We start from the raw sequence: 24042 nt of genomic DNA, 5'->3' as shown, positions 1-24042 counted from the left end.
CCGCCCGCTCGCCGCGACCCCGGGGTCACCGGGTCGCCGCCCCAGGGTCCGCGCGCGGCAGCCGGACGACGAACTCCGCGCCTCGCGTGACGTGGTCGGCGCACCACACCCCTCCACCGTGGTTCCTCACCGTCTGCGCGACGATGCTCAGCCCGAGACCGCTCCCGGTTCCCGCCCTCGCACGGCCGGACCTGGCGAAACGCTCGAAGATGCGTTCGCGGTCGGCGACAGGCACTCCGGGCCCCTCGTCCGCGACCCGCAGCTCGACGTGGTGGCCCTGGTCGACGACCGTCACTCGTGCGAGCCCACCACCGTGGACGTCGGCGTTGTCGAAGAGGTTGGTCAGGACGCGCAGCATCTGGGACCTGTCGACGCTCACCAGCGGAGCCCGTCCGGGGTGGCACTCCGTCGTGAGCAGGTGAGCCGGCCGGCCGCTCACCGCCAGCGCCTGCCTTGCGAGCTCTCGGGCATCCGTGACGAGCAGCTCGGCCTCGTTGACCGAAGCGTCCAGGCGGCCCAGGGTCAGCAGGTCCTCGAGCGCCCGCCGGAACCTGGCCAGCTCGTCCGCCATGAGCCGTACGGCGCTCTGGGCTTGCGGTCCGAGCCCGGGCGACCTCTGCAGGAGCGTGAGGCTGGTGCTCAGCGTCGTGACCGGCGTCCTGAGCTCGTGGCTGACGTCTGCGGCGAAACGCGCGTCTCGCCGGATGCGTTCGTCGAGCGCGTCCACCATGTGGTTGAAGGCACCGACCAGGACGGAGAGGTCCGGGTCGTCGGTCTCCCGGAGCCGTGTGTCGAGGTCGCCCACGGACACCCGGACGGCGGCGCCCGTCACGTCCAGGAGGGGAGCCAGGGCACGACGGCTCAAGGCCCTTCCGAGCAGCCCGCCCGCCAGTGTGGTGAGGGCCGCGCCGACGCCCAGGGCCAGCGCCAGCGTGCGCAAGGTGCCGTCGAGCTCCTCGGCCACCGAGACCTCGTAGTACTCGGCTTCGACGGCGGGCAGCGGGATGCCGACCACGAGGGAGCTCGGCTCGGTGAGGGAGCTCCACGCGAGTCCGACGGAGCCGTCCGCGACGGTCGCCCTGACCGGGGCGGTCAGCCTCTCCCCCGGCCGGTCCAACGACGAGGAGTACCAGGAACCCGCGCGGTGCACGTACATGGTGGCGCCCGCCGGCGGGGCGATCGATCCGAGCACGTCACTGACCTGGTTCTCCGGCGTCCGGAGGCTGTCCCGGACCAGGGCGGCGTCCGCGAACGCTTGCCTGAGGGCGGTGCGTTCCCTCTGCTCCACCAACAGGTGACGCGCCGAGAAGTAGGTGCCCGACGCCAAGGCTGCGGAGAGGACGAGCGCCAGCACGGCGAACGCCATCGTCACGGAAGCCCGCACTCCGCGGGGCCCCCACCACCGGGTCATCGAACGTCGAGGCGGTAGCCGAGCCCCCGCACCGTGACCAGGGTCGAGGGATCGCTCGGATCCTGCTCGAGCTTCTTGCGCAGCCGGCGCACGTGCACGTCGACGATGCGTTCGTCGCCGAAGAACCCGCCCTCCCACACGTGCTCCAGGAGGGAGGCGCGGCTCAGCACCCGTCCGGAGTGTTCGGTCAGCACCGACAACAACCGGAACTCGGTCACGGTCAGGTGGATCGGCTCGTCCCCGCGGGTCAGCTGCGCACCGCCGCGGTCGAAGACCAGCGGGCCGTTGGCCTGGTCGAGCACGAAGACGTCGCGACGTGTGGTGCCGTGGTCGCGCTTCTCGTCGTCCGCCGGGCCGGGGTGGGCAGCGGACAGCGTCGGTCGCCGCAGAAGGGCACGGAGTCGAGCTAGGACCTCCTCCACGTCGAAGGGCTTGGTGACGTAGTCGTCGGCCCCGGCTTCCAGCGCGGAGACGATGTCCTCGACCCCTTCGCGGGCACTGATCACCACGATCGGTGCCTCCGCGTGGGCTCGCGCGCGCCGGATGAAGGTGAACCCGTCCATGCCCCCGAGCATCAGGTCGACCAGCATGAGGTCGACACGGTCGTCGCTCACGACATGCAGTGCGGCTTCCGCGTCGCCGGCCTCCACGACGGAGAAGCCGTCGTCCTCGAGCACCAGCCGGAGCGACGTACGGAGTCCGTCGTCGTCCTCGAGCACCAGCACCCGGGTAGTCATCCCCGCCATGATGTCCCGCGCAGCAAGCAACCGACCGCGATCACCTGCTCTCCGCGACGATATTGTCACGGGATTGCAATCCTCGTCGACGCCTGGTCGTCACATGCGGACGCCAGGCTTGCACCTCGTCGACCACCCACAGCGGAGTGGCCCGGCACTGGCTCGCACCTCGCCGACCCAGCGGCGGTGAGCCGTGCCGACGGACCACCTCGGCGCGGGGAGGGGACTGCGTCGGCGAACGCGGTGGTCACCGGATCGACGATGCGGGGGACATCGTCGCCGACAGGGGGGCGGCACCGCCGCCCTCCTGTCGAGGCAACGGGTGGAGCTCGGTCGACGAGGTTCGCCGGAAGCACGAGCACGGCCGTACGGCGTGCTGCTGCGACGGACGGCTCTGGCTCGACCACGTCCGCGTCGTCGAGCACGACGGTGGCGATGACCAGTGGGTCGTCAACGAGTCGTGGACGACCAAGGAGGACGGCCGGCTGTTCCTCAACCGCGACGACAGGCGCGCCGGGACCCACCAGGAGAAGGAGGGCACCCGTGAGCCGGCGTTGCTCGAGCGCCACCGCGAAACCGCCGTTCCGGTTCGGCGACTACGCGTCGCTCTTCCGGGTCGACCGTGACCGCAGCACCGAGGAGCAGGACCCGGGTCGGCTACGGACGCCGCCCGGCGCACGCCTGTCGTCTAGGCCCTCAGTCAGCCGTGGTGGACCTGGCCGCGCAGGAGCTTCGCGCCCAGCTTCGCCGCCGGCTTGTTGAAGTTGCGACCTGCGATGAGGGCACCGCGACCGCTCGCCCAGTGCTCGCGGGGCTTCGCCCCGATGTAGAAGAACATCTCGAGTGTCTTCTGCTTCTTGGGTCCGCTGAACGTGAAGATGCCGAGCGGACGGCCGTTCTTGACGCAGACTCCCACGCTCTTGACGTAGGGCTTCAGGTCCTTGCCCACGCGCTGCGCCTTGAACTTCTTGCAGCCGATCTGCTGGGCGACCTGGCGCGCGGTGTCGCCGTAGTACCGGTGGTCGCGGGGCGCGGCGGTGGCGGGCCCGGCGGACAACGCCACCATGACCGCGACGACGAGCCCGATGATGAGTCTTCTCAATGCTCCTCCTTGGGTGCGAGGAGGCGGACTGTGCCGCGGCGCGGCCCGAGACGTCCGCCCGAGAGCTCCTTTCGGCAGCTCCGGCGGCAACCTGAGAGAGACGCGGCTCAGACGCAGCGCCCCTTGCCCCGGTCGGGCCGCTCCCCGTCGAGGGTCACGAACGCGAACCCGTAACCACCGTCGCGCAGGCTCAGCCGCAGCACGCCGAAGTTCTCGTCGTCCTGGTACTCCGACCCGGTGGCCGGCCCCACCAGCTCGCGGTGCGACGCGCCGCCCGAGCCGACGACCAGCTGCACGAACCCGTCCTTCGCCCGCCGGCCACGGGCGTCCAGCTTGCGGAACCGTTCGTAGCTGTGCTCGTGACCGGAGAGCACCAGGTCGACGCCCCGCCGGTACGCCACCCCGGCGAGCTTCGCGACGCCCTTCCCCAGGGTGGCGCCGAGGCTCGAGGTGTAGCGGGGGTGGTGCATCGCCACCAGCGTGCAGCGCGAACGGTGCTTCTTCAGCCCCTGCTTGAACCACTGCCGCTGCCGCGCGCAGTCGATGTAGCCGCAGTTGCTGTTCAGCACGAAGACCCGCCAGGTGCCGTACTTCCGGGTGTAGTAGCCGGGCGGACCGGGTTGGCGGTTCCGGAAGTACCGGTAGTAGCCGAGCGCGTCGGTCGTCTGGTACTCGTGGTTGCCGAGCACCGGGTGGGTGATGCTGCGGAGCCGGCCCCACGTCGGGCCGTAGGACTTCTGGAACGCGGTCAGCGAGCCGATCGGGTACTGCAGGTCGCCGAGGGCGAGCACCCGGTGCGGCTGCAGCCGCCGAGCCAGGTCGGAGGTCTCCTCGTGGCGGCACCGGGTCTCGGTGACCGTCGACCCCGGCGCGCAGGCGATGTCCCCGACCGCGACGACGCGCACGACCTCGGGCCGCTTCGGCCTCTCGACCGCGGCGGGCGGCGGCGCCTCCGACGTCACCGGATGCGACGCGGCCGGCGTCGCGGCGAGGGCGAGCACCGCTCCGAGGACCGCGGGTCCCCTGCGACGTGACCAGCTCATGGGGGACTCCTGACGTCGCAGCGCCACCCGGAGCGGGGCGGCGGGCGACCAGTCTGGCGCAGGGAGCCCGCGCCGCACAGGGCCGGGATCAGCAGCTCGGCGGCGGCTCGGTGCAGGACTCCGCGGCAGCGGCGCCGATCGCGGCGGTGATCTTGCGGGCGGCCGTCCCGAGGGTCGCGAGCTCCTCGGGGGTCAGCACGTCGAGGACCAGCCGGCGCGCCTCACGGACGTGGCCGGGCGCGATCTCCTCGATCTTCGCCATCCCGGCCTCGGTCAGCCGCGCCTCGGTCCGGCGGCCACCCCGGTCGACGAAGGTACGACGCTCCACCCAGCCGGCCTTCTCGAGCCGCGTGACGGCGTGGGAGAGCCGGGAGAGCGATCCCCGCGAGAGGGCGGCGAGCTCGCTGAGCCCCATCGCGCAGTCGTGAGCCTCGGAGATCCCGGCGAGGACCTGGTACTCGAACACGTTCACGCCGGCGTCCCGCTTGAGCTGCGCGTCGAGGGCAGGCATCAGCGTCATCAGCAGGGCCATCAGGGCCCGCCACTCCGCCTGCTCGCCGGCGGACAGCCAGGGGACCTCGCCCTCCACCTCGACCTCAGTGCTCATGGATCCAGCCTAACCACCGACTTGAACATTCAAATGAGTCGGCGTACGGTCTTCTTGAACATTCAAGTCGCGCCCTGAAGGGGTTCTCATGACCGTTCTCCGCATCGACGCCTCGATCCAGGGCGACCGCTCCGCGAGCAGCGCCCTCGCCGACCTCGTGCTCGAGGAGCTCGTCGCCACCTGCCCGCACGTGCCCGTCGTACGCCGCCACCTCGGCGAGCAGCCGCTCCCTGCGGACGCCTGGCAGTCGGCCGTGACCTGCGGCTTCGTCCCGGAGGAGGAGCGCACCGACCGGCAGCGCGAGTCCCTCGGGATCGCGCAGACCGTCGCCGGCGAGCTGCAGCAGGCGAGCAGCGCGGTGCTCGCGCTCCCCCTCTACAACTTCGGTGTCTCGCAGCACGTGAAGACCTGGATCGACCTCGCGCTCGCCGGCGCGCCGCAGGGCACCCGGCTGCTCGAGGGAACTCCGACGGTCCTGGTCACGACACGCGGCGGCGCGTACGGCCCGGGCACCCCACGCGAGGGGTGGGACCACAACACCGACTACCTGCGGCGGATCCTCGTCGACATCTGGGGCGCGGAGCTGACCGTCGTCGAGCGGGAGTTCACCCTCGTCGGCGTCAACCCGGCGCTCGACGAGTTCACCGAGCTCGCGACGTTGATGCGGAAGACCGCCGAGGAGTCGGCGGCCGAGGTCGGCACCGCGCTGGCCGCGCGCTACGCCGCCTGAGAACGCGTTGAGCCGCCCCTCGTGGCGCGCCACGAGGGGCGGCTCAACACCCTCACGCGCACCACGAGGGGCGGCTCAACGCCCTCACGCCCGCCACGAAGGGCGGTTCGACAAGAGGTCAGGAGACCTCGAACTCGCCGAGGCGGTCCCAGTGGTCGCCCTCCATCTGCACGTTGCGGATCTTGGGGGTCTCCTGGACGTACTGCGGGAGCTCGGCCTGCGCCTTCTTGAAGTGGTCGGAGGTCACGTGCGGCTCGGCGGCGTCGTCCTTGAACGCCTCGATGAGGACGTACTCGTTCGGGTCCTCCACGCTGCGCGACCAGTCGAAGAACAGGTTGCCCGGCTCCGCACGGGTGGCCTCGGTGAACTCCCGGGTCAGCTCGATCCAGTTGTCGGCGTGCTCGGGCTTCACCTTCCACTTGACGCAGATGAAGATCATGGCGCGGCTCCCTCGGTAGGCGCAGGACGGACGGCCGCGATGCTGTCACGGGCCCACCGGGCTCCCCAAGGGCCGCTTCTCGCCCGGTGAGAAACGGCGACATACAGTCGCCGCATGACGCACGCCGAGGTGGGGGCCGCCCGCGCCGGTTCGGTGCAGCGCACCCTCGAGATCCTCGAGGTGGTCGCCTCCCGCGGCGGGGCGACCGCGAAGGAGATCTCCGACGCGACCGGGCTCCCGGTGCCGACGGTCTACCGACTGGTGCGCGAGCTGCTCGACAGCGACTACCTCGTCCACATCCGGCAGGAGAAGCGGTTCGAGCTCGGCTACAAGCTGCACCGGCTCGGCGTCTCGCTGCACCAGCAGATCGGGGTGCCGCGAGAGGTGCGGACCGCGGTGACCGCGCTCCACCAGGAGCTCAAGGTCGCGGCCTACCTGGCGCTGCACCGGGGGTCGCAGATCGTGGTGGTCTTCACCGCCGACTCCCCCGAGCACCCGCGGCTGCCCCCGATCGACTTCGGGTTCCACGAGGCCGCCCACGCGACCGCCTTCGGCAAGATCCTGCTCGCGAACATGGACGCCGACCACCGCGCCCAGCACCTCGACCCGGAGCCGATGCCGCAGTACGGCCCCGGAACGATCACCTCCCACGCCGAGCTCGAGGAGCAGCTCAGGCGGGTCGCCGACCGCGGGATCGCCTGGGAGTTCGGCGAGTTCCAGGCCGGGGCGACCTGCGCGGCGGCCGCCGTCCGCAGCGCCCGCGGCGCCCTGCTCGGGTCGGTCGCGGTGTCCGGACCGGACGCCCGGTTCCGCGCCGGGCGGGGTGAGGTGGAGACCGCGCTCCGGGCCACCGCGTCGCGGATCGGCCGGCTCCTCCCGGCGTGACGGCGACCCTGCCTGCGCGCATTCTCACCGGACGAGAAGGAGCCTTCCTCGTCCGACTCCGCGCTGCCTAGCGTGACGGCCCTCACAACGCCTCGACCCTGGAGGGACCGTGCCCGACAACCCCACCACCGACGCGGACCGGCGGGCCTCGCTCGTGCGGCTGCTCCGTGCCGCCTACCCGCACCCCAAGTTCCCCGACGGCCCCTACGAGCGGACCGCCGACGAGATCCTCTCCCAGAGCCAGGCGACGCTGTGGCACCAGCTCGCCCTGACCAACGGGCTCGACGCCCTCGACGCCCGCGCCGGCGGCTCCTTCGCCGACCTCGACGACGAGGCCGCCCTGGCGCTGCTCAAGGAGATCGAGGACGCGGAGTTCTTCGTCTTCATCCGCGGCGTCGCGGTGGTGACCCTCTACAACGACCACGAGACCTGGGAGCTGCTCGGCTACGAAGGCCCGTCGTTCGACAAGGGCGGCTACCTGCACCGCGGCTTCGACGACCTCGACTGGCTGCCCAGCCCCCGCATCGAGGAGTACGACGGCCCCGAGCAGCTGGTCGAGGTGGCCCCCGACGACATGCCCGCAGCGACGGCAGGAGACCAGCGATGAGCGAGAACAGCCTGGGACAGCCGATCCCCCACGACGAGGAGGCCGTGGTCATCGTCGGCTCCGGCGCCGGTGGCGGGACGCTCGCCTACGAGCTCACCGCGAAGGGGATCCCGTGCGTGGTCCTCGAGGCCGGCCCGTACCTCAAGCCCGAGGACTACGAGAACGACGAGTGGGCCGCGTTCAACCAGATGGCGTGGCTCGACAACCGCACCGCCTCCGGTTCCTTCCGCGTGGCGCGCGACTTCCCGAACCTGCCTGCGTGGATCGTCAAGGCCGTGGGAGGCTCGACGACCCACTGGTCCGGTGCGACGCCGCGGTTCCGGGCGTACGAGTTCCAGACCCGCACCTACTACGGCGAGATCGAGGGTGCCAACCTCCTCGACTGGCCGATCACCCTCGACGACCTCGCGCCGTACTACGACCGCGCCGAGATCGCGATCGGCTCCACCCACCGCCACGGTCGGCCCGCGCTCCCGGCGAACAACAACTACAAGGTGTTCGCCAACGGCGCGGAGAAGATCGGCTACCGCTTCTACGCCACCGGCCCCTACGGCACCAACGCCGAGCCGTACGACGGTCGCCCCGCCTCGGTCCAGGACGGCTTCAACTTCCAGGGCGACAAGAGCACCGCCAAGTGGAGCACCGCCGTCCGGGAGATCCCGCGGGCGCTGGAGACCGGCAAGCTCGACCTCCGGCCGGAGAGCCAGGCCGTGCAGGTCACCCATGACGCCCAGGGCCGGGCCAACGCCGTGCTCTACCTCGACAAGGACGGCAACCTGCACCGTCAGGCCGCGAGGATCGTCTGCGTCGCCGGCAACTCGATCGAGTCGCCGCGGCTGCTGCTCATGAGCGCCAGCGCCCTCCATCCCGACGGCCTCGCGAACTCCTCGGGCCAGCTGGGCCGCAACTACATGCGGCACACCACCGGCTCGGTCTACGCCCGCTTCGACCGGCCCGTGCGGATGTACCGCGGCGAGACGATGGCCGGGATCGTCGCCGACGAGGCGCGGCAGGACACCTCCCGTGGGTTCGCCGGCGGCTACTACATGGAGACGCTCTCCCTCGGCCCGGCGTTCCTCGCCGCATTCGTCGACCCGGGCAGCTGGGGTCCCGGCTACACCGAGGTCCTCGACGCCTACGAGAACACCGCAGGGCTGTGGATCGTCGGCGAGGACATGCCTCAGGAGACCAACCGGGTCACGCTGAACACCGCACTGAAGGACCAGTGGGGGCTCCCCGCTCCCGATGTCCACTTCGACGACCACCCGAACGACGTCGCGATGCGCGAGCACGGCTACAGCCGCGCGGACCTCATGTACGAGGCGGTCGGCGCGGTCGGCACCCACCACACGCCGCCCTACCCGGCGACGCACAACCTCGGCACCTGCCGGATGAGCGCGCGTCCCGAGGACGGGGTCGTCGACAAGTGGGGCCAGGCGCACGACGTGCCGGGGCTCTTCGTCAGCGACGGCTCGGTGATGACGACCGGTGCCGCGGCGAACCCGACCCTGACGATCGTCGCGCTGGCGATCCGCCAGGCCGAGCGGATCGCCGACCAGCTGGGGAAGGGCGAGCTCTGAACGACCTCGCCACGAGGCTCGCACGGGCGCTCGGGGACTCCGGTTGCGGGGTCCTCGAGCGCCCGATCGACCTGCTCGCCCGCGCTCACGACGCCTCGCACTACCTGCTCCACCCGAAGGCGGTCGCGGTCCCTCGCGACGCCGGCGAGGTGGCCGAGGTGATGCGGGCGTGCACCCGGCTCGGGGTGCCGCTGACGTTCCGGGGCGGCGGCACGTCGCTGTCCGGGCAGGCGCTCACCGACTCGGTCCTCGTCGACACCCGCACGGCGTTCAGCGGCGTGGAGGTGCTCGACGAGGGCCGCCGGGTTCGCGTGCAGCCGGGCGTCACGGTCCGTGCGGTCAACGCCCGGCTGGCGCCGTACCGCCGCAGGCTCGGGCCCGACCCGGCGAGCGAGGGGGCCTGCACGCTCGGCGGCGTGATCGCGAACAACTCCTCGGGGATGCAGTGCGGCACCGAGCTCAACGCCTACCGCACGATCGAGTCGATGGTGGTCGTGCTGCCGTCGGGCACCGTGGTCGACTCGTCACGCCCCGACGCCGACCGGCTGCTCGCCGAGCGCGAGCCCGCGCTGCACGCGGGGCTGCTCGCGCTGCGGGACCGGCTCCGCGGTGACGCCGAGTCGGTCGCCACCCTGCGCCGGCTCTTCTCCATCAAGAACACGATGGGCTACGGGCTCAACGCGTTCCTCGACCACGACGCCCCGGTGGAGCTGCTGGTCCGGCTGATGGTCGGCAGCGAAGGCACCCTCGGCTTCGTCGCCTCGGCGGTGTTCCGGACCGTCGAGGTGCTGCCGAGCACCGCCACCGGGCTGCTGGTCTTCGACGACGTGCACGTCGCCTCCGCGAGCGTCCCCGCCCTCGAGGACGTCGGCGTCGCCACCGCCGAGCTGCTCGACGCCGCCTCGCTGCGCGTCGCCCAGGCCGACCCGGTCGTCGCCGAGCAGCTGCGCCGGCTCGAGGTCGACCGCCACGCGGCGCTCCTCGTCGAGCTCCAGGCGACCACACCCGACGAGCTGCGGGGGCTGCAGGACGACGCGGCACCGCGGTTCGCGGAGCTGCCCCTCGCGACCGCCGCCGACCTGACCACCGACCCCACCGAGCGCGCGCTGCTGTGGCGGACCCGGAAGGGGCTCTACAGCGCGGTCGCCGGTGCGAAGCCGACCGGGAGCAACGCGCTGCTCGAGGACGTCGCGGTGCCGGTCGACCGGCTCGGCGACCTCTCCACCGGGCTCGCCGAGCTCTTCGCCACGCACGCCTACGACGAGCCCGTCGTCTTCGGCCACGCCCGCGACGGCAACCTGCACTTCATGCTCACCGAGGACTTCTCGTCACAGCACCATCTAGGCCGCTACGAGGCGTTCACCCACGACATGGTCGACCTGGTGCTCGACCTCGGCGGCACCCTCAAGGCCGAGCACGGCACCGGCCGGATCATGGCGCCGTTCGTCGAGCGGCAGTACGGCGCCACGCTGACCGGAGCGATGCGCGAGGTGAAGCAGCTCCTCGACCCGGCCGGGATCCTCAACCCCGACTCGGTCCTGACCGACGACCCGGGTGTCTGGCTCCGCGACCTGAAGACCGCGCCAAAGGTCGAGCCCGAGGTCGACCGGTGCGTCGAGTGCGGTTTCTGCGAGCCGGTCTGCCCGTCCCGCACGCTCACCACGACACCACGGCAGCGGATCGTGCTGCGGCGTGAGATGGTCGCCGCCGCCGAGCGCGGCGACACGGCGCTGCTGGAGTCGCTCGAGCGCGACTACGAGTACGACGCGGTGCAGACCTGTGCCGCCGACGGGATGTGCGCGACCGCCTGCCCGGTGCTGATCGACACCGGCGACCTGACCCGGAGGCTGCGTGCCGACGCGACGTCCCGGGCCGCCGACCGGGGTTGGGCGCTCGCCGCCGACCGGTGGAGCACGGCCACCCGGCTCGGCTCGGCGGCGCTCACCGCCGCGGACCGGCTGCCGTCCTCGGTCCCCCGGCGGCTCGCCGGGGTGGCCCGTCGGGTCGCCGGCACCGAGCACGTGCCGGCGTACGACCCCGTGCTCACCTCGGGCGGCCGGAAGCGCCCGGCGCTCGACGACCCCGACCCGCAGGCGGTGCTGCTCGCCTCCTGCACCGGCACGCTGTTTGGCGGCGGCGCGACCGCGGCGTTCGTCCGGCTCTGCGAGCGGGCCGGCGTCGGGCTGCGGACCCCGCCGGGGCTGGACGGGCTCTGCTGCGGGACGCCGTGGAAGTCGAAGGGGCAGCTGACCGGCTACGAGCGGATGCGTGACCGGGTGCGGGAGGCGGTCGACGTCGCCACGGAGGGCGGCCGGCTCCCCGTGGTCGTCGACGCGAGCAGCTGCGCCGAGGGGCTCGCGCTGCTGCTCGCCGAGGCCGACGTGCGGGTGCTCGACGCGCTGGACTTCACCGTCGGCCACGTCGCCGAGCGGCTCCCTCCCGCCCGCCGGCTCGACCGGGTCGTCGTCCACCCCACCTGCTCCACGACCGCCACCGGCGCGACCGCGGCCCTCGTCGCGCTCGCGGGCAAGGTCGCCGACGACGTGGTCGTCCCCGTGGACTGGGGGTGCTGCGCGTTCGCCGGCGACCGGGGGCTCCTCCACCCGGAGCTCACCGCGGCGGCGACGGCGAAGGAGGCGGCGGAGGTCGTCTCCGTCGACGGCGGCTCCACGGCGTACGTCTCCAGCAACCGGACCTGCGAGATCGGGATGACCAAGGCGACGGGGCGCGCGTACCGGCACGTCCTGGAGGTGCTCGACGAGGCGACCGAGCCTCCGTCCGTGTGACACGGCGTCGCAGGCCGGGCCGCGAAAGCAGCGGTGGCCACCGTCACCGGCGGCCCCGGAGTCAGACGTGCAGCCATGCCAGCACCGCACGCACCCTTCGGTGGTCGTCCTCGTCGACCGGCAGGTCGAGCTTGGCGAAGATGCTGCTGACGTGCTTGAGCACCGCCTTCTCGGTGACGCCGAGCCGCGCCGCGACGGCGGCGTTCGAGCGGCCTTCCGCCATCAGCGCGAGCACCTCGCGCTCGCGGGGGGTCAGCCGGTCCAGCGGCTCCTCCCGCCGGCGCGCCATCACGGTCGAGACGACCTGCGGGTCGAGGACGGTCCCGCCCGCGGCGACCCGGCGGACCCCCTCGACGAATTCGGTGACGTCGGAGACCCGGTCCTTGAGGAGGTAGCCCACGGCGCCGTCGCCGCTGGCGAGCAGCTCGCGGGCGTAGAGCTGCTCGACGTACTGCGACAGCACCATCACCGGGAACCCCGGCCGCTCCTGGCGGACCGCGATCGCCGCGCGGAGCCCTTCGTCGGTGTGCGTCGGCGGGAGGCGTACGTCGAGCACGGCGGCGTCCGCCGAAGGATCCCGGAGGGCACGCTGGAGCTCGGGCTCGTTGTCGACGGCGTGCAGCACCGTGAAGCCGGCGCCCTCCAGCACCTGGGTCAGCCCGGCGCGGAGGAGGGCGTGGTCTTCGGCGAGGACAAGGCGCACGGGACCTCCAGGGTGACCAGGGTCGGCCCGCCGACCGGGCTCGACACCCGCATCGTGCCGTCGAAGGCCGCGAGCCGTCTCCTCACCCCCAGCATCCCGGTCCCGGCGGCCGGGTCCGCGCCGCCCTTCCCGTCGTCGCCGACGGTCGCGACGAGCACCCCGCGCTCGTGGCGCAGCCCCACCCAGGCGTGGCGGGCACCGGCGTGCTTGCCGACGTTGGCCAGGCACTCGGCGACCGCGAAGTAGAGCGCCGACTCGACCGGGGCGGGCGGCCGCCCGGGCAGCCGGACCTGCACCTCGACCGGGATCGGCATGTCGAGCGCCACCGCCTGCACCGCCCCGCCGAGCCCGCGGTCGGCGAGCACCGGTGGGTGGATGCCGCGGACCACCGACCGGAGGTCGCCGATCGCGGCCGCGGTGGTCTCGCGGGCGTCGCGCACGAGCCTCCGCGCCGCCTCGGGGTCCTGGTCGAACGTCGCGTCCGCCATCCCCAGGCTCATCGAGAGCGCGACCAGCCGGGCCTGGGCGCCGTCGTGGAGGTCGCGCTCGAGCCGGCGGAGCTCCGCGGCCGAGTGGTCGACGACCTCGGCGCGCGACTCGGTCAGCGCCTGCACCCGCTGCTCGAGCCGCTCGGTGCGGCTGTAGGCCAGGAAGAACCGGTCGACCTGCGACCGCAGCCGCATCAGCGGGGGCGCGGCGAACCACCAGACGGGCGCGGTGACGACGACGAGGAGGAGCAGGATCACGAGCAGCGAGACGGCGAACCCGAGCGTGGTGGCGACCAGGATCCACCCGAGGTCCCGCCAGGTCATCGGGTCCGAGACCACCGGCCGGACCCATGCCAGGGGCCCCGGGGGCACCGGGGCGTAGGGCTCCGGCAGCGGCGTCCCGAGCACCCGGCCCGCCATCCGCCGGTGCACCCCGACCAGCCAGCGGGTCGCCGGCACCGCGACGGCGAGGATCGCGAGCCCCGCCCAGACGAGGACCAGCGCCGCCCCCAGGATCCAGAGCACGAGCAGCACGATCAGCGGCACCACGGACAGCACCTGCACGGCGGCGTACCCGGTCAGCCGCCAGGGCCCCGGGCGGCGCTGGGCCGGTGTGCTCGTCTCGGTGGTCACGGCGTCCATCCTCCCTGGCCGGACGCCGTCGCGGGGTGGTGCTGGCACCACCACCGGCCGGGTGGCCGCCCCCCTGACCGGCCGGCCACGCGGCTCGACGCTGGACGGGCCGGCCACCGGGGCCGGCCCGGAGGTGAGGAGCGAGCCGTGGGCAACCCGTTGACAGCGATCCCGATGCGAGCAGCGACCTGGTCGGCACGCCATCCGTGGCGGGCGATCCTCGGGTGGGTCGCCCTGGTCGCGGTGGCGGTCGGGCTGGCGGTCTCGATCCCGACCGTGCAGACGACCGACGCGGACTACCGGCTCGGCGAGTCCGGGCGGGCCGACGAGATGGTCGAGGCGGGTGGGCTCGAGGACCCCGAGACCGAGAACGTCCTGGTGACCGGTCGCTCCGGCGTGCCGGACCGGGCCGAGGCCGAGGAGGCCGCGGAGCAGGTGGCCGCGGCCGCCGCGGACGCCGACGGGGTTGCCCGGGTGGGCGACCCTGTGTGGAACCAGGACCGGTCGGCCCTGCTCGTGCAGGTCGAGCTGGCCGACGAGGACGCCGACGGCCTGAGCGAGGTGACCCGCCAGGCGCAGGCCGACCACCCCGGGCTCGAGGTCCGGCAGGCCGGGAGCGTGACGGTCGACGCGGGGATCGACGAGCAGGTCGAGCAGGACCTCCGCGCGGCCGAGGGGATCAGCCTGCCGGTCACGCTCGTCCTCATGCTGCTCGCCTTCGGGGCGCTGGTCGCCGCGGGGCTCCCGGTGCTGCTCGCCGCCACCAGCGTCGCCGCCACGATCGGCGTGATGGCGCCGCTGTCGCACCTGGTCCACGCCGAGGGGACGGTCAGCAGCATGATCGTGCTGATCGGGATGGCGGTCGGCGTCGACTACTCGCTGTTCTACCTCAAGCGCGAGCGCGAGGAGCGGGCCGCCGGCCGCAGCACCCGCGACGCTGTCGAGATCGCCGCCCAGACCTCGGGCCACTCGATCCTGGTCTCGGGCGGCGCGGTGATCGCCGCGATGGCCGGCCTCTTCGTCGTCGACGACGCCACGTTCGACTCGCTGGCGGTCGGCTCGATCCTCGTCGTCGCCGTCGCGGTGCTCGGGTCGATCACGGTGCTCCCCGCACTGCTGGTCAAGCTCGGCCGGTGGGTCGACCGCCCCCGCGTCCCCGGGCTGTGGCGGCTGAACCGACGGATCGGCCGCGGCGGGATCAGCTCGCGCGTCCTCGGCCCGGTGGTCCGTCACCCGCGCGTGGCACTGGTGCTCTCGGCGGTGGTCGTCGCGCTCCTCGCGGCGCCGGCGTTCGCGATGCGCACCCACTCCGCGACCCTCGAGACGCTGCCCGCGTCGATCGAGGAGGTCCAGACCCTGCGAGCGGTCGAGGAGCACTTCCCCGGGGACGCCGGCGCCGCCGCCGAGGTCGTCGTCCGGGCCCGCTCGGGGGCCGACCGCGACGCCGTCGACGCCGCGCTCGCCGACGTCGCCCGTCAGGCGAGCGCCACCGGCGAGTTCGTCGTCGGCGACGACCCGGTCCGTACGTCGGACGACGGGCTGACCTCCGTGCTGACCCTCGGGATGCCGTTCGAGGAGTCCGACGAGCGGGTCGACGACGCGATCCGGACCCTCCGCCAGGACGTGGTCCCGGCGACCCTCGGCGGTGTGGACGCCGTCGCCGAGCACGCCGTCGGTGGCGGTCCTGCCGCGAACCTCGACTTCGCAGACAACCAGGACGGCCGGCTCCTGCTGGTGGTCGGGTTCGTGCTTCTGCTCACGATGCTCATCATGGTCGTGACGTTCCGCAGCGTGGTCCTCGCGGTCGTCTCCGGTGCACTGAACCTCGCCTCCGTCGGCGTCGCCTTCGGGGTGCTCACCCTGGTCTTCCAGGAGGGCTGGGGCAGCGACCTCCTCGACTTCACCAGCCCCGGGTTCGTGATCGACTGGCTGCCGCTGTTCGTGCTCGTGGTGCTCGTCGGGCTGTCGATGGACTACCACGTCTTCGTGCTCAGCCGCGTCCGCGAGCACGTCGCCCGCGGGCTGCCGACCCGGCTCGCCGTCGAGAAGGGGATCGCGGACACCGCCGGGGTGGTCACCAGCGCGGCCGCGGTGATGGTCTCGGTCTTCGCCATCTTCGCGACGCTGAGCATGCTCGAGATGAAGACGATGGGCGTCGGCCTCTCGGCGGCCATCCTCCTCGACGCCACGCTGATCCGGCTGGTCCTGCTGCCGGCGCTGCTGGTCCTGCTCGGCGAGCGGTCCTGGTGGCCGGCGCGCCCGCAGGCCTCCAGGGGCGAGGTGGTGGCCGAGCCCGAGCCGGCGTACGCCCTCACGAGTCGGTAACGCGCTGACCTGGGACGACGTGCCCGTGTCCATGGGGTCCTGCACCCCTTGTGGCCCACGACGCGGACCAATAGGTTGCGAACCCTGTGGGCCAGATCACGTTCTAGCGAAGGGCGAGAGATGACGCAGCTGGATCGGCAGGGCACGTCGGACCCGGTCGCGGTCCCGTTCACACCGGGCATGCGCGACAACCCGGAGGAGCTCGCGCTCATCCCCGACGAGATCGCCCGCGAGCACGTCGTACCACCGAGCGACGACCCGACCCCGACCGAGCAGTTCACCGAGCAGTGGCGCAACGCGTCGTACAACTGCTTCTCCTCCGGCCACAAGTTCTGCCGCGAGGTCTGCCCGGTCACCCAGGTGACGCGCAACGAGTCGTGGACGCCCACCGCGTTCCACGCCAACGTGGTCGCGATGGACAAGGGCGAGCTGACCATCGAGGACGTCGCCGCCGACTACGTCAACTGCACCCAGTGCGGGGCCTGCGAGCTGCGCTGCCCCAACTCGCTGTTCACCGGCGACTTCTACCGGTTCCGCACCCGCACGGTCGACGTGGTCAAGGCGGTGCGCGCCTTCGCCGTCGACAGCGGGGTCCACCAGCCGCAGTGGCGGACCTGGAACGCCCGCACCGACGAGCGCACGCACGAGCCGGTGCTCGGCGACACCCCGGTCAGCCAGGACCACGTCCGCGACTGGTCCGAGGGGCTCGACATCCCGATCGGCGGCGAGACGGTCCTGTTCGTCGACTGCGAGGCCGCGTTCTACCGCACCTCGGTCCCGCGGGCGGTAGCGCAGGTCCTGCAGCTGGCCGGCTACGAGTTCGGGCTGATGGGCGAGCAGTGGTGCTGCGGCGGCCCCGCCGCCGAGATGGGGTACGTCGACCAGGCGAAGCGGTTCGCCCAGCACAACCTGGACAACTGGCGTTCGACCGGCACCAGGAGGGTGCTCGTCCTCGACCCGCACGACTACATCTCGTTCACCGAGGACTACCCGAAGTACTTCGGCGACGACTACGACATCGAGGTCGTCCTCGTCGTCGAGCTCTTCGCGCAGCTGATCCGCGAGGGGCGGCTGACGCCGTCGGTCCCGATCGAGCGGTCGATCACCTACCACGACCCTTGCCGGCTCAACAAGCGCAAGGGGATCTGGAAGGAGCCGCGCGAGATCCTCCGCGCGATCCCGGGGCTCGACTTCAAGGACGTCGACCGGGTCACCCAGTGGTCCTACTGCTCCGGTGGTGGCGGCGGGCTCCCCGTCGAGAAGCCCGACCTCACGGCGGCGATCTCGGCGAACCGGATCCAGAAGGCCTCGGCCCTCGAGGTGGACACGCTGGTCAGCGCCTGCCCGTGGTCCGAGCGCCCCCTCGGCGAGGCGGGCCGCAGCGAGAGCATCGACGTGGTCGACATCCACGAGCTGCTCGCCGAGTCCCTCGGGATCGTCGTCGGCGGCTCGCGTGGTGGGGCCGACGGGGCGGACCCGTCACGGGTCGAGACCGCGAACGACGAGCCGGTCGGCAAGCGGGGTGAGTGAACGATGACCCTGGTCGCCGAGCGGCTCGACGAGCTCGTCACCGCGCTGCGCACGGTGCTCCGTGACGAGCAGATCCTCACCTCGAAGCCCGACCGCTACAACCGGGCACGGGTCCCCGCGCCGTTCCCCGTGCACCGCTGGTCCGAGCGGCTCCCCGACCTCGCCGTGCTGCCGACCAGCACCGAGGAGGTCGCCGGGGTCGTGCGGATCGCCAACGAGCTCCGGGTCCCGGTCGTCCCAAGTGACGGCGGCACCGGGCTCACCGACGGTGCCGTGCCGCTGCACGGCGGGATCGTCCTCGACGTCAAGCGGATGAACCAGATCAAGGAGCTCGACCTCGAGAACCGCACCGTCACGGTCGGCACCGGCATCAACATGCTCAAGCTCAACGAGGAGCTCGCCCGCCACGGGCTCTTCTACCCCGACGACCCCGCGTCGTACCCGTGCTCGTTGGTGGGCGGCCGCATCGGCACCAGCGGCTGGTCGCTGATCGGGGCGCGCTACGGCCACACCCGCGACCTGGTGCTCAGCTTCGACCACGTCCTCCCCACCGGGGAGGTCATGCACGTCGGCGACGGCATCGGCCGCAAGATCAGCAAGTCGTCGAGCGGCTACCAGCTCAAGCACCTGTTCATGGGTCACCAGGGGACGCTCGGGGTCGCGACGGAGGCGACGCTCAAGCTCTACCCGAAGCCCGAGGCAGAGCTGTCACCTTTCTGGGCGTTCGACAATTACGACGACGCCTACCGCTGCGTGGGTGCGCTCGCGCGCGCGGGGGTCGCGACGTTCGCGGGCGCGGTGCTCTTCGACGAGTGGAAGGTCGCCTACCTCCGCCGTGACGACGAGGCCTACATCCCCCAGCCGGCAGATGTGCGCGCGCTCGTGTGCGCGGTGCTGTACGGCTACGAGGACGAGGTCCGGGTCGGCGGCAAGCGGCTGTTCCGGATCGCCAAGGAGCACGGCGCCCGCTACCTCGGCGACGAGATCTCTGAGGGCGACTGGGCGGCACGGCACGACCGCTACGCGACCCCGCTGCACGGCCGCACCAAGGCCGGCCAGGTGGTGCCGATGAGCTGGCACTGCGAGGACGCCGCGGTCAACTACACGAACCTCCCCGCGGTGTCGAAGGCCTGGCACGAGATCGTCGCGGACCTCCGGCGACGCACGGACGTCTTCGACGACTGGGGGATGTTCGCCTACACCTCGGCCGACACCGGCGTCGACTACCTCACCGAGATCGACGTCGGCATCTGGGAGCAGCAGCTCGACGACCGCGCCTGGGAGATGTGGGTGAAGGCGAAGCGGGACATCGCCGCGGTCGCGATCGCCCACCAGGGCTCGATCAGCGCCTGCCACGGCTCCTGCCGCGAGGGCGAGGTCGACCTGGTGCCCGAGGAGCTCGGGCGCGGCTACGGCGTGATGCTCGACCTCAAGCGCACCCTCGACCCGAACAACATCATGAACCCGGGCAAGTACCTCCTCGACCAGGCCTACGACGGGAGCCAGCGATGAGCGACTCGCCGAACAGCGCCACGAACGGACGCATCGGGTACCGCTACGCCGAGCAGATGACCCCGCCCGAGCCCGAGCGGGTCACCGACGTCGCGATCACCACGCACCCCCACGTCTTCGAGGTGGACCCCCGCCTCATGGAGCGGTGGGTACTGCAGCAGCAGTTCCCCAACTGGGACAGCCTGCGGATCATGAACAGCCGCGCCGACCACCTCGCGTGGATGCACCGGCACTTCGCCTACTCCGTCGTCACCGGCTCCGAGCTGCTGGCCGAGGTCGAGGCGGAGTCATCGTCGGGACCGGGCGGCGAGGGTCCCACCGGAGTTTGACCACCAACCGGGCTCCGGCCCGTTCGAGGAGGAATGAATGAAGTTCAGCTACGTGATGCTCCCGGACTACCCCCTCTCGGAGTCCCTGGCCTCGATCAAGAAGGCCGACGAGCTCGGCTTCCACGCGGTGTACGCAGCCGACGAGACCTGGCACAAGGACCTCTGGCTGCTCTTCGCCGCCGCCGCCGCGGAGACCTCCCAGATCCGGATGGGGCCGAGCGTCTCGGGCGTCGTGCTGCGCGAGCCCACGCTGATCGCGCAGGCGGCGGCGACCCTCGACGAGCTGACCGGCGGGCGCGCCGAGGTCGTCCTCTCCAGCGGCAACTTCGGGCTCCTCGCGCAGTACGGCATCGACTGGGCGAAGACCAAGCCGCTCTCCCGGGTCAAGGAGGGCGTGCAGGTGATCCGGACGCTGCTCGACGACGGCGTGATCACCTTCGACGGCGAGTTCTTCAACTACAACGGGCTCTTCACCTTCGCCCGCCCGGTCCAGGAGCGGCTGCCGGTGAAGATGGGCTCGATGCGCGGGCCGAAGTCGTTCGAGGTGGCCGCGGAGTTCTCCGACGGTTGCCACCACGCGCTCAGCTACACGCGCGAGGCGTACGACTACATGATCGAGCACTGCACGGTCGGCGCGGAGCGCGCCGGGAAGAACGTGCAGGACCTCGACCTCGGCGCCTGGGTGGTGTTCTCGGTGGCCGAGGACTCCGCGATCGCGAAGGACGCCGCGCGCAGCATGGTCGGCCTCTACGCCTCGTCGATGCCGCACGAGCAGCTCCAGCGCAACGGCGTCGACCCCGAGCAGCTGCAGCCGATCATCGAGGCGATCGGGGCCGGCGACATGGCGAAGGGGATCGAGCTGACCTCGCCGGAGCTCGCCGACCGGCTGTCGGTCGCCGGCACGCCCGAGGAGTGCGTCGAGAAGCTGCAGGAGATCGCGGGAGCCGGGGTCAACCACATGATCCTCGCGATCACCGACGCCTCGCTGGTCAAGGCGCTGATGGGCCGTGAGCTGGAGGGCGTCCCGGACGTCAACACCCAGCTGCAGCTGATCCACGACAAGGTGATGCCCGCCTTCGCCTGAGGTCACAACTCATCGCAAGCCGCGCCCTTCTCCTGCTGCCCGGAGCAGGGCGCGGCCGGTGAGAGTCTCCCGTGAGGCACTAACCGGCTCGACACCTTGTCCGCGTCCATCCCCGGAGGAGAAGGAGGCGACTGCGATGGCAACATCGACGACGCACAGGCGCCAGGATCCTGACCGCAGGGGCCGCCGCTGAGCACATCTCCGCCGGGTCCGCATGTCCTTGCTGACGTACGGACTGGTCTTCGGTCCGGCGATCAGCATGCTCATCGCCTTGTTCGTCGGCGAGGCCCTCGCTGCAGGGTTGTTGCTGGGCGCGGGGCTCGGTGTCACCGCGGGTGTCCTGCTGGATGCCGCTGGGGGGCACGAAGGGCTGATGGCTGCGGTCAACCGCGGCCGCGGCGCTGCCTCCAGCGGTTCCTCACACCGAGGAGCCCGGACGCCGCGACGTGGGCGCCGAGGACCACCGCCGGGCCGAGCACCACCGCGGCCGGCGGGATCGTCGCGATCGGCACACCGGCCCTTCGCAGCTCCCGCCAAGCCCATAGGGCGAATGGCCCCACCACTGTCGGCGCGGTCACCACCCCAGGGGTGTAGCCGCGGGTGAGCGCCGCCGACGCCACGTGCGGGACGGCGTGCAGCCCGAAGCCGGCGAGCACCGCCTGGAACCAGGGACTGCGGCCTCCCGTCCTCGCGCCACTCGCCGATGCCGACGCCATCACACCGCCCATCACCGCGATCGCCAAGGTGGCGTGCTCCTGGGTCACCGACATCCGGCGCCAGACGGCCGGAGGCACCCAGGCCACGTTGCGCTCCAACCGGGGACGGGCCCGGTCGCCCCACCCCGCCATGGTGCACAGCTCCTCGAGGTCGTGCACCGCCCAGGCGGCGAAGAGCCCCCACGTCACTGCGGGCGGCAGCAGCCCCGGCTCCCGGCCGCTGGCGAGCGCGCTGTCGTTCACCGGTCGTCCCTCCCTGATGTCCCTGGCTCACGGCGCATCAGCCACGTGCGCGGTCCACCTCCGGGGAGCTCGACGGCCTCGACGACCCCGAACCCGAGCCGTCCGTAGAAGCGCACGTTGCGCTCCGAGCTGGTCTCCAGGTGCACCGGAAGCTGCTCGAGGTCCGCGCGCTCCAGACCGGGGGCCAGCGCCCGGGTGCCGAGCCCCGTGCCCTGGCGTTCCGGCGCGACCGCGACGCTCGCCAGGAGGAGGTGCTCGTCGGAGGGGCGGTACGGTGCCAGTGCCGCATCGGCAGCGGCAGCGGCCGCAGCACGGGCGCCGGCGAGCTCGACGGCGGCCGGGGCGATGTCGGCCCACACCTCGGCGGGCACGTCCGACGCCCGCAGCCAGACCGCGACGGCCGCGACCTCGGAGTCCACGACCCCGAGGTCCACGTGGCCGAACGGCACACCGACCCGCGAGAGGTAGAGCCGGTGCAGCGCCCTGAGCCGCTGCTCGCGGTCCTCGCGGTCCACCGTCCACGCGGTCCAGGGATAGTCCAGGAACCCCGCCGTCAACACCTCGGCCGCAGCCTCGACGTCCGCCTCGACCGCCGTACGGACCTGGACCACGCGCGTGCTCATCCCGGCGTCACGAGGCCGGACTCGTAGGCGTAGACGACCGCCTGCACCCGGTCACGCAGCCCCAGCTTGGCCAGCACGCTGCTCACGTGGGTCTTCACCGTGGTCTCGCTGACGACGAGGGCCTTCGCGATCTCGGCGTTCGACATGCCTCGGGCGACGAGCAGCAGGACGTCGCGCTCCCGCTCGGTCAGCTCCTCGGCGACCACGGCCGCGGGGAGCCGGGTGGTCGGCAGCAGCTTGGCGAACCGGTCGAGCAGCCGCTTCGTGACCCCTGGCGCGACCACGGCGTCGCCCTCGTGGACGAGGCGGACGGCGTCCACGAGGTTCTCGGCGGGGGTGTCCTTCAGCAGGAACCCGGAGGCGCCGGCGCGCAGCGCCTCGACCACGTACTCGTCGAGGTCGTACGTCGTCAGGACCAGGACGCGCGGCGGACCCTCGCCGCCTCGCGCCTCGACGATGCGCCGCGTCGCCTCGACCCCGTCGAGCCGAGGCATGCGGATGTCCATGAGCACCACGTCGGGCTGCAGCGCCTTGACCTGGGTCAGCGCCGTCTCGCCGTCGGCGGCCTCGCCCACCACCTCGATGTCGGGCTCCGAGGCCAGGATCAGCCGGAACCCGGTCCGGAGCAGGGGCTGGTCGTCGACCAGCAGCACACGGACGGTCATGCGTTGATCTCCTTCGTGGTGAGGGGGAAGGACGCCTCCAGCCGGAGCCCGCCGTCCGGGTGCCAGGACACGTGCAGCTCCCCGCCGTACAACGCGATCCGCGACCGCAGGCCGTCCAGCTCGTCCAGCTCGTTCGCGTCGTCGCCCGCGCCGTCGTGCCACCGCACCCGGCTCCGTTCGCGGCCCGCGACGACGAGCCCGAGCCGCGACTCTTCCCACCTCACGCGGACCTCGCCGCGTGAGGCACCGTCGTCGCGCAGGTGCCGGAGGGCCTCCTCGACGAAGCGGTACGCCGTGAGCCCGACACCGGCCGGGGCGTGCACGGGGTGCCCCTCGGTGCGGAGCACGACCTCCGTGCCCGCGGCGCGCTCCCGTTCGACGAGCCGGTCGAGCTCGTCGAGGCCTGGTTGCGGACGCAGGTCGGCGCCCGCGCCCGGGGTGTCCAGCACTCCCCCGGCCCGCCGCATCTCCTCGAGGGCCGCGCGCCCGGTGCTCTCCGCGCCGAGCAGCAGCTCCTCCGCGGTGGCCGGGTCCCGCCGCACCATCCGCCGGGCCGCGGCGACCTGCACACCCACCTCGGTCAGGTGGTGCGCCACCAGGTCCTGCAGCTCCCGGGCGATGCGAGCGCGCTCCTCGACGACCAGCCGCTGGGTCTCGGCGTCGCGCGCCTCGAGCAGCGCGAGGTTGCGCTGCTCGAGGTGGTGCTGGCTGGTCCGTCGGCTCCGCACCGACCGGCCGATCGCCCAGGTCGTGGCCACCACGAAGAGGTTCGAGGACCAGTCACCGAGCCCTGGCTCGAGCGGCCCCGTCGCCAGGAACACCGAGACGAGGGCCATGGTCGCCAGCGCCGCCGCGCCGCTGACCCGGAACGACCGGTGCGCGGCCACCGTGTAGAGCGGGAGCAGCGGCGCGAAGCTGCCGAGCCCCTGGCTGTAGCCGAGCTGGGCGTGGAGCAACGACGTGACGGCCGAGACCACCAGCACCGCCAGCGGCCACCGCCCGCGGAACGCCACGGCCAGGGTCGGCACGACCGCCAGGAGCACCCCGAGCAGGTCGGGGTCCCGGAAGTCGTAGTCGACGATCGGCGACGGGTTCCAGAGCGCGTGGACCGCCGAGAAGGTCAGCACCGCGGCGATGAGGGGGTCGAGCACCTCGGGGCGGCGCAGGGCGCGCCACAGCGGGAGCTCGGCCTTGATCACGCGCCCACGGTAGGCGTGGGGCTGCCGCCACACCTCGGCCGCCGGGCGGAACTTCCGGAGCCGCC

The 24042-nt window shown here is 72.3% G+C and carries 22 protein-coding genes; 10 read left to right on the top strand and 12 right to left on the bottom strand.

Annotated features, from left to right (window positions below; genetic code table 11):
* Positions 1-25: 25 nt before the first annotated feature.
* The 5 genes from FIP57_RS20550 to FIP57_RS20530 form a co-directional block, all read right to left on the bottom strand.
* Complete coding sequence (locus FIP57_RS20550; protein WP_238993646.1) at positions 26-1366, bottom strand: sensor histidine kinase; 1341 nt, start codon at positions 1364-1366, stop codon at positions 26-28.
* A 41-nt stretch (positions 1367-1407) separates the two neighbouring features.
* Positions 1408-2148, bottom strand: coding sequence for a response regulator transcription factor (locus FIP57_RS20545; protein ID WP_148575430.1), 741 nt, complete (start codon positions 2146-2148; stop codon positions 1408-1410).
* Between the two features lie 700 nt (positions 2149-2848).
* Entirely contained in the window at positions 2849-3250 is a 402-nt protein-coding gene (locus FIP57_RS20540; protein ID WP_148575429.1) for a hypothetical protein, read from the bottom strand.
* 107 nt (positions 3251-3357) lie between these two features.
* A complete protein-coding gene (locus FIP57_RS20535; RefSeq protein WP_148575428.1) occupies positions 3358-4293 on the bottom strand; it encodes a metallophosphoesterase family protein in 936 nt (311 codons plus the stop codon).
* An 88-nt stretch (positions 4294-4381) separates the two neighbouring features.
* Positions 4382-4900, bottom strand: coding sequence for a MarR family winged helix-turn-helix transcriptional regulator (locus FIP57_RS20530; protein ID WP_148575427.1), 519 nt, complete (start codon positions 4898-4900; stop codon positions 4382-4384).
* Positions 4901-4988: 88 nt separating this feature from the next.
* Here FIP57_RS20530 and FIP57_RS20525 point away from each other — a divergent pair, with 88 nt between their 5' ends.
* Positions 4989-5630, top strand: coding sequence for an FMN-dependent NADH-azoreductase (locus tag FIP57_RS20525; RefSeq protein WP_148575426.1), 642 nt, complete (start codon positions 4989-4991; stop codon positions 5628-5630).
* A gap of 118 nt (positions 5631-5748) precedes the next feature.
* Here the strand turns inward: FIP57_RS20525 and FIP57_RS20520 are convergent, their stop codons facing one another.
* A complete protein-coding gene (locus tag FIP57_RS20520; RefSeq protein WP_148575425.1) occupies positions 5749-6069 on the bottom strand; it encodes a putative quinol monooxygenase in 321 nt (106 codons plus the stop codon).
* A gap of 114 nt (positions 6070-6183) precedes the next feature.
* On the opposite strand from FIP57_RS20520, the gene FIP57_RS20515 reads away from it, so the two are divergent.
* The 4 genes from FIP57_RS20515 (at position 6184) to FIP57_RS20500 (ending at position 11927) form a co-directional block, all read left to right on the top strand.
* Positions 6184-6954, top strand: a complete 771-nt coding sequence (locus FIP57_RS20515; protein WP_148575424.1) for an IclR family transcriptional regulator — start codon at positions 6184-6186, stop codon at positions 6952-6954.
* Positions 6955-7063: 109 nt separating this feature from the next.
* Complete coding sequence (locus FIP57_RS20510) at positions 7064-7561, top strand: hypothetical protein (protein ID WP_203231380.1); 498 nt, start codon at positions 7064-7066, stop codon at positions 7559-7561.
* Positions 7558-9141, top strand: a complete 1584-nt coding sequence (locus FIP57_RS20505) for a GMC family oxidoreductase (protein ID WP_148575423.1) — start codon at positions 7558-7560, stop codon at positions 9139-9141. Before FIP57_RS20510 ends, FIP57_RS20505 begins: the two co-directional genes overlap by 4 nt.
* A complete protein-coding gene (locus tag FIP57_RS20500) occupies positions 9138-11927 on the top strand; it encodes an FAD-binding and (Fe-S)-binding domain-containing protein (RefSeq protein WP_148575500.1) in 2790 nt (929 codons plus the stop codon). Before FIP57_RS20505 ends, FIP57_RS20500 begins: the two co-directional genes overlap by 4 nt.
* Before the next feature lie 61 nt (positions 11928-11988).
* Here FIP57_RS20500 and FIP57_RS20495 read toward each other — a convergent pair whose 3' ends face one another.
* Together FIP57_RS20495 and FIP57_RS20490 are read right to left on the bottom strand one after the other, a co-directional pair.
* Positions 11989-12630, bottom strand: coding sequence for a LuxR C-terminal-related transcriptional regulator (locus tag FIP57_RS20495; protein WP_148575422.1), 642 nt, complete (start codon positions 12628-12630; stop codon positions 11989-11991).
* The gene (locus tag FIP57_RS20490) at positions 12582-13751 is read right to left on the bottom strand and encodes a sensor histidine kinase (RefSeq protein WP_162529900.1); all 1170 of its coding nucleotides are present in this window, start codon (positions 13749-13751) and stop codon (positions 12582-12584) included. Before FIP57_RS20490 ends, FIP57_RS20495 begins: the two co-directional genes overlap by 49 nt.
* Before the next feature lie 147 nt (positions 13752-13898).
* Between FIP57_RS20490 and FIP57_RS20485 the strand changes: the two genes are divergently transcribed.
* The 5 genes from FIP57_RS20485 (at position 13899) to FIP57_RS20465 (ending at position 20531) form a co-directional block, all read left to right on the top strand.
* A complete protein-coding gene (locus FIP57_RS20485) occupies positions 13899-16076 on the top strand; it encodes an MMPL family transporter (protein ID WP_238993635.1) in 2178 nt (725 codons plus the stop codon).
* Positions 16077-16196: 120 nt separating this feature from the next.
* A complete protein-coding gene (locus FIP57_RS20480; RefSeq protein ID WP_203231379.1) occupies positions 16197-17606 on the top strand; it encodes a (Fe-S)-binding protein in 1410 nt (469 codons plus the stop codon).
* Positions 17607-17609: 3 nt separating this feature from the next.
* A complete protein-coding gene (locus tag FIP57_RS20475) occupies positions 17610-19118 on the top strand; it encodes an FAD-binding oxidoreductase (protein ID WP_148575419.1) in 1509 nt (502 codons plus the stop codon).
* Positions 19115-19447 carry a hypothetical protein gene (locus tag FIP57_RS20470; protein WP_203231378.1) on the top strand — a complete coding sequence of 111 codons (333 nt, stop codon included), beginning with the start codon at positions 19115-19117 and terminating at the stop codon, positions 19445-19447. The genes FIP57_RS20475 and FIP57_RS20470 overlap by 4 nt, the downstream gene beginning before the upstream one ends.
* 37 nt (positions 19448-19484) lie before the next feature.
* Complete coding sequence (locus FIP57_RS20465) at positions 19485-20531, top strand: LLM class flavin-dependent oxidoreductase (RefSeq protein ID WP_148575418.1); 1047 nt, start codon at positions 19485-19487, stop codon at positions 20529-20531.
* 383 nt (positions 20532-20914) lie between these two features.
* Here FIP57_RS20465 and FIP57_RS20460 read toward each other — a convergent pair whose 3' ends face one another.
* The 4 genes from FIP57_RS20460 to FIP57_RS20445 are packed head-to-tail and all read right to left on the bottom strand — an operon-like array spanning position 20915 to position 23977.
* Entirely contained in the window at positions 20915-21490 is a 576-nt protein-coding gene (locus FIP57_RS20460) for an HXXEE domain-containing protein (RefSeq protein WP_203231377.1), read from the bottom strand.
* Positions 21487-22113, bottom strand: a complete 627-nt coding sequence (locus FIP57_RS20455) for a GNAT family N-acetyltransferase (RefSeq protein ID WP_148575417.1) — start codon at positions 22111-22113, stop codon at positions 21487-21489. The genes FIP57_RS20460 and FIP57_RS20455 overlap by 4 nt, the downstream gene beginning before the upstream one ends.
* Positions 22110-22778, bottom strand: coding sequence for a response regulator (locus FIP57_RS20450; protein ID WP_148575416.1), 669 nt, complete (start codon positions 22776-22778; stop codon positions 22110-22112). The genes FIP57_RS20455 and FIP57_RS20450 overlap by 4 nt, the downstream gene beginning before the upstream one ends.
* On the bottom strand, positions 22775-23977 hold the full coding sequence (locus FIP57_RS20445) for a sensor histidine kinase (RefSeq protein WP_148575415.1): 1203 nt from the start codon (positions 23975-23977) through the stop codon (positions 22775-22777). Before FIP57_RS20445 ends, FIP57_RS20450 begins: the two co-directional genes overlap by 4 nt.
* Positions 23978-24042: the final 65 nt, after the last annotated feature.

The organism is Nocardioides caldifontis (assembly GCF_008087345.1).
Lineage (GTDB): Bacteria > Actinomycetota > Actinomycetes > Propionibacteriales > Nocardioidaceae > Marmoricola_A > Marmoricola_A caldifontis.
The sequence above is the reverse complement of the archived record's forward strand: the minus strand, read 5'-3'. Positions and strand labels throughout refer to the sequence as shown.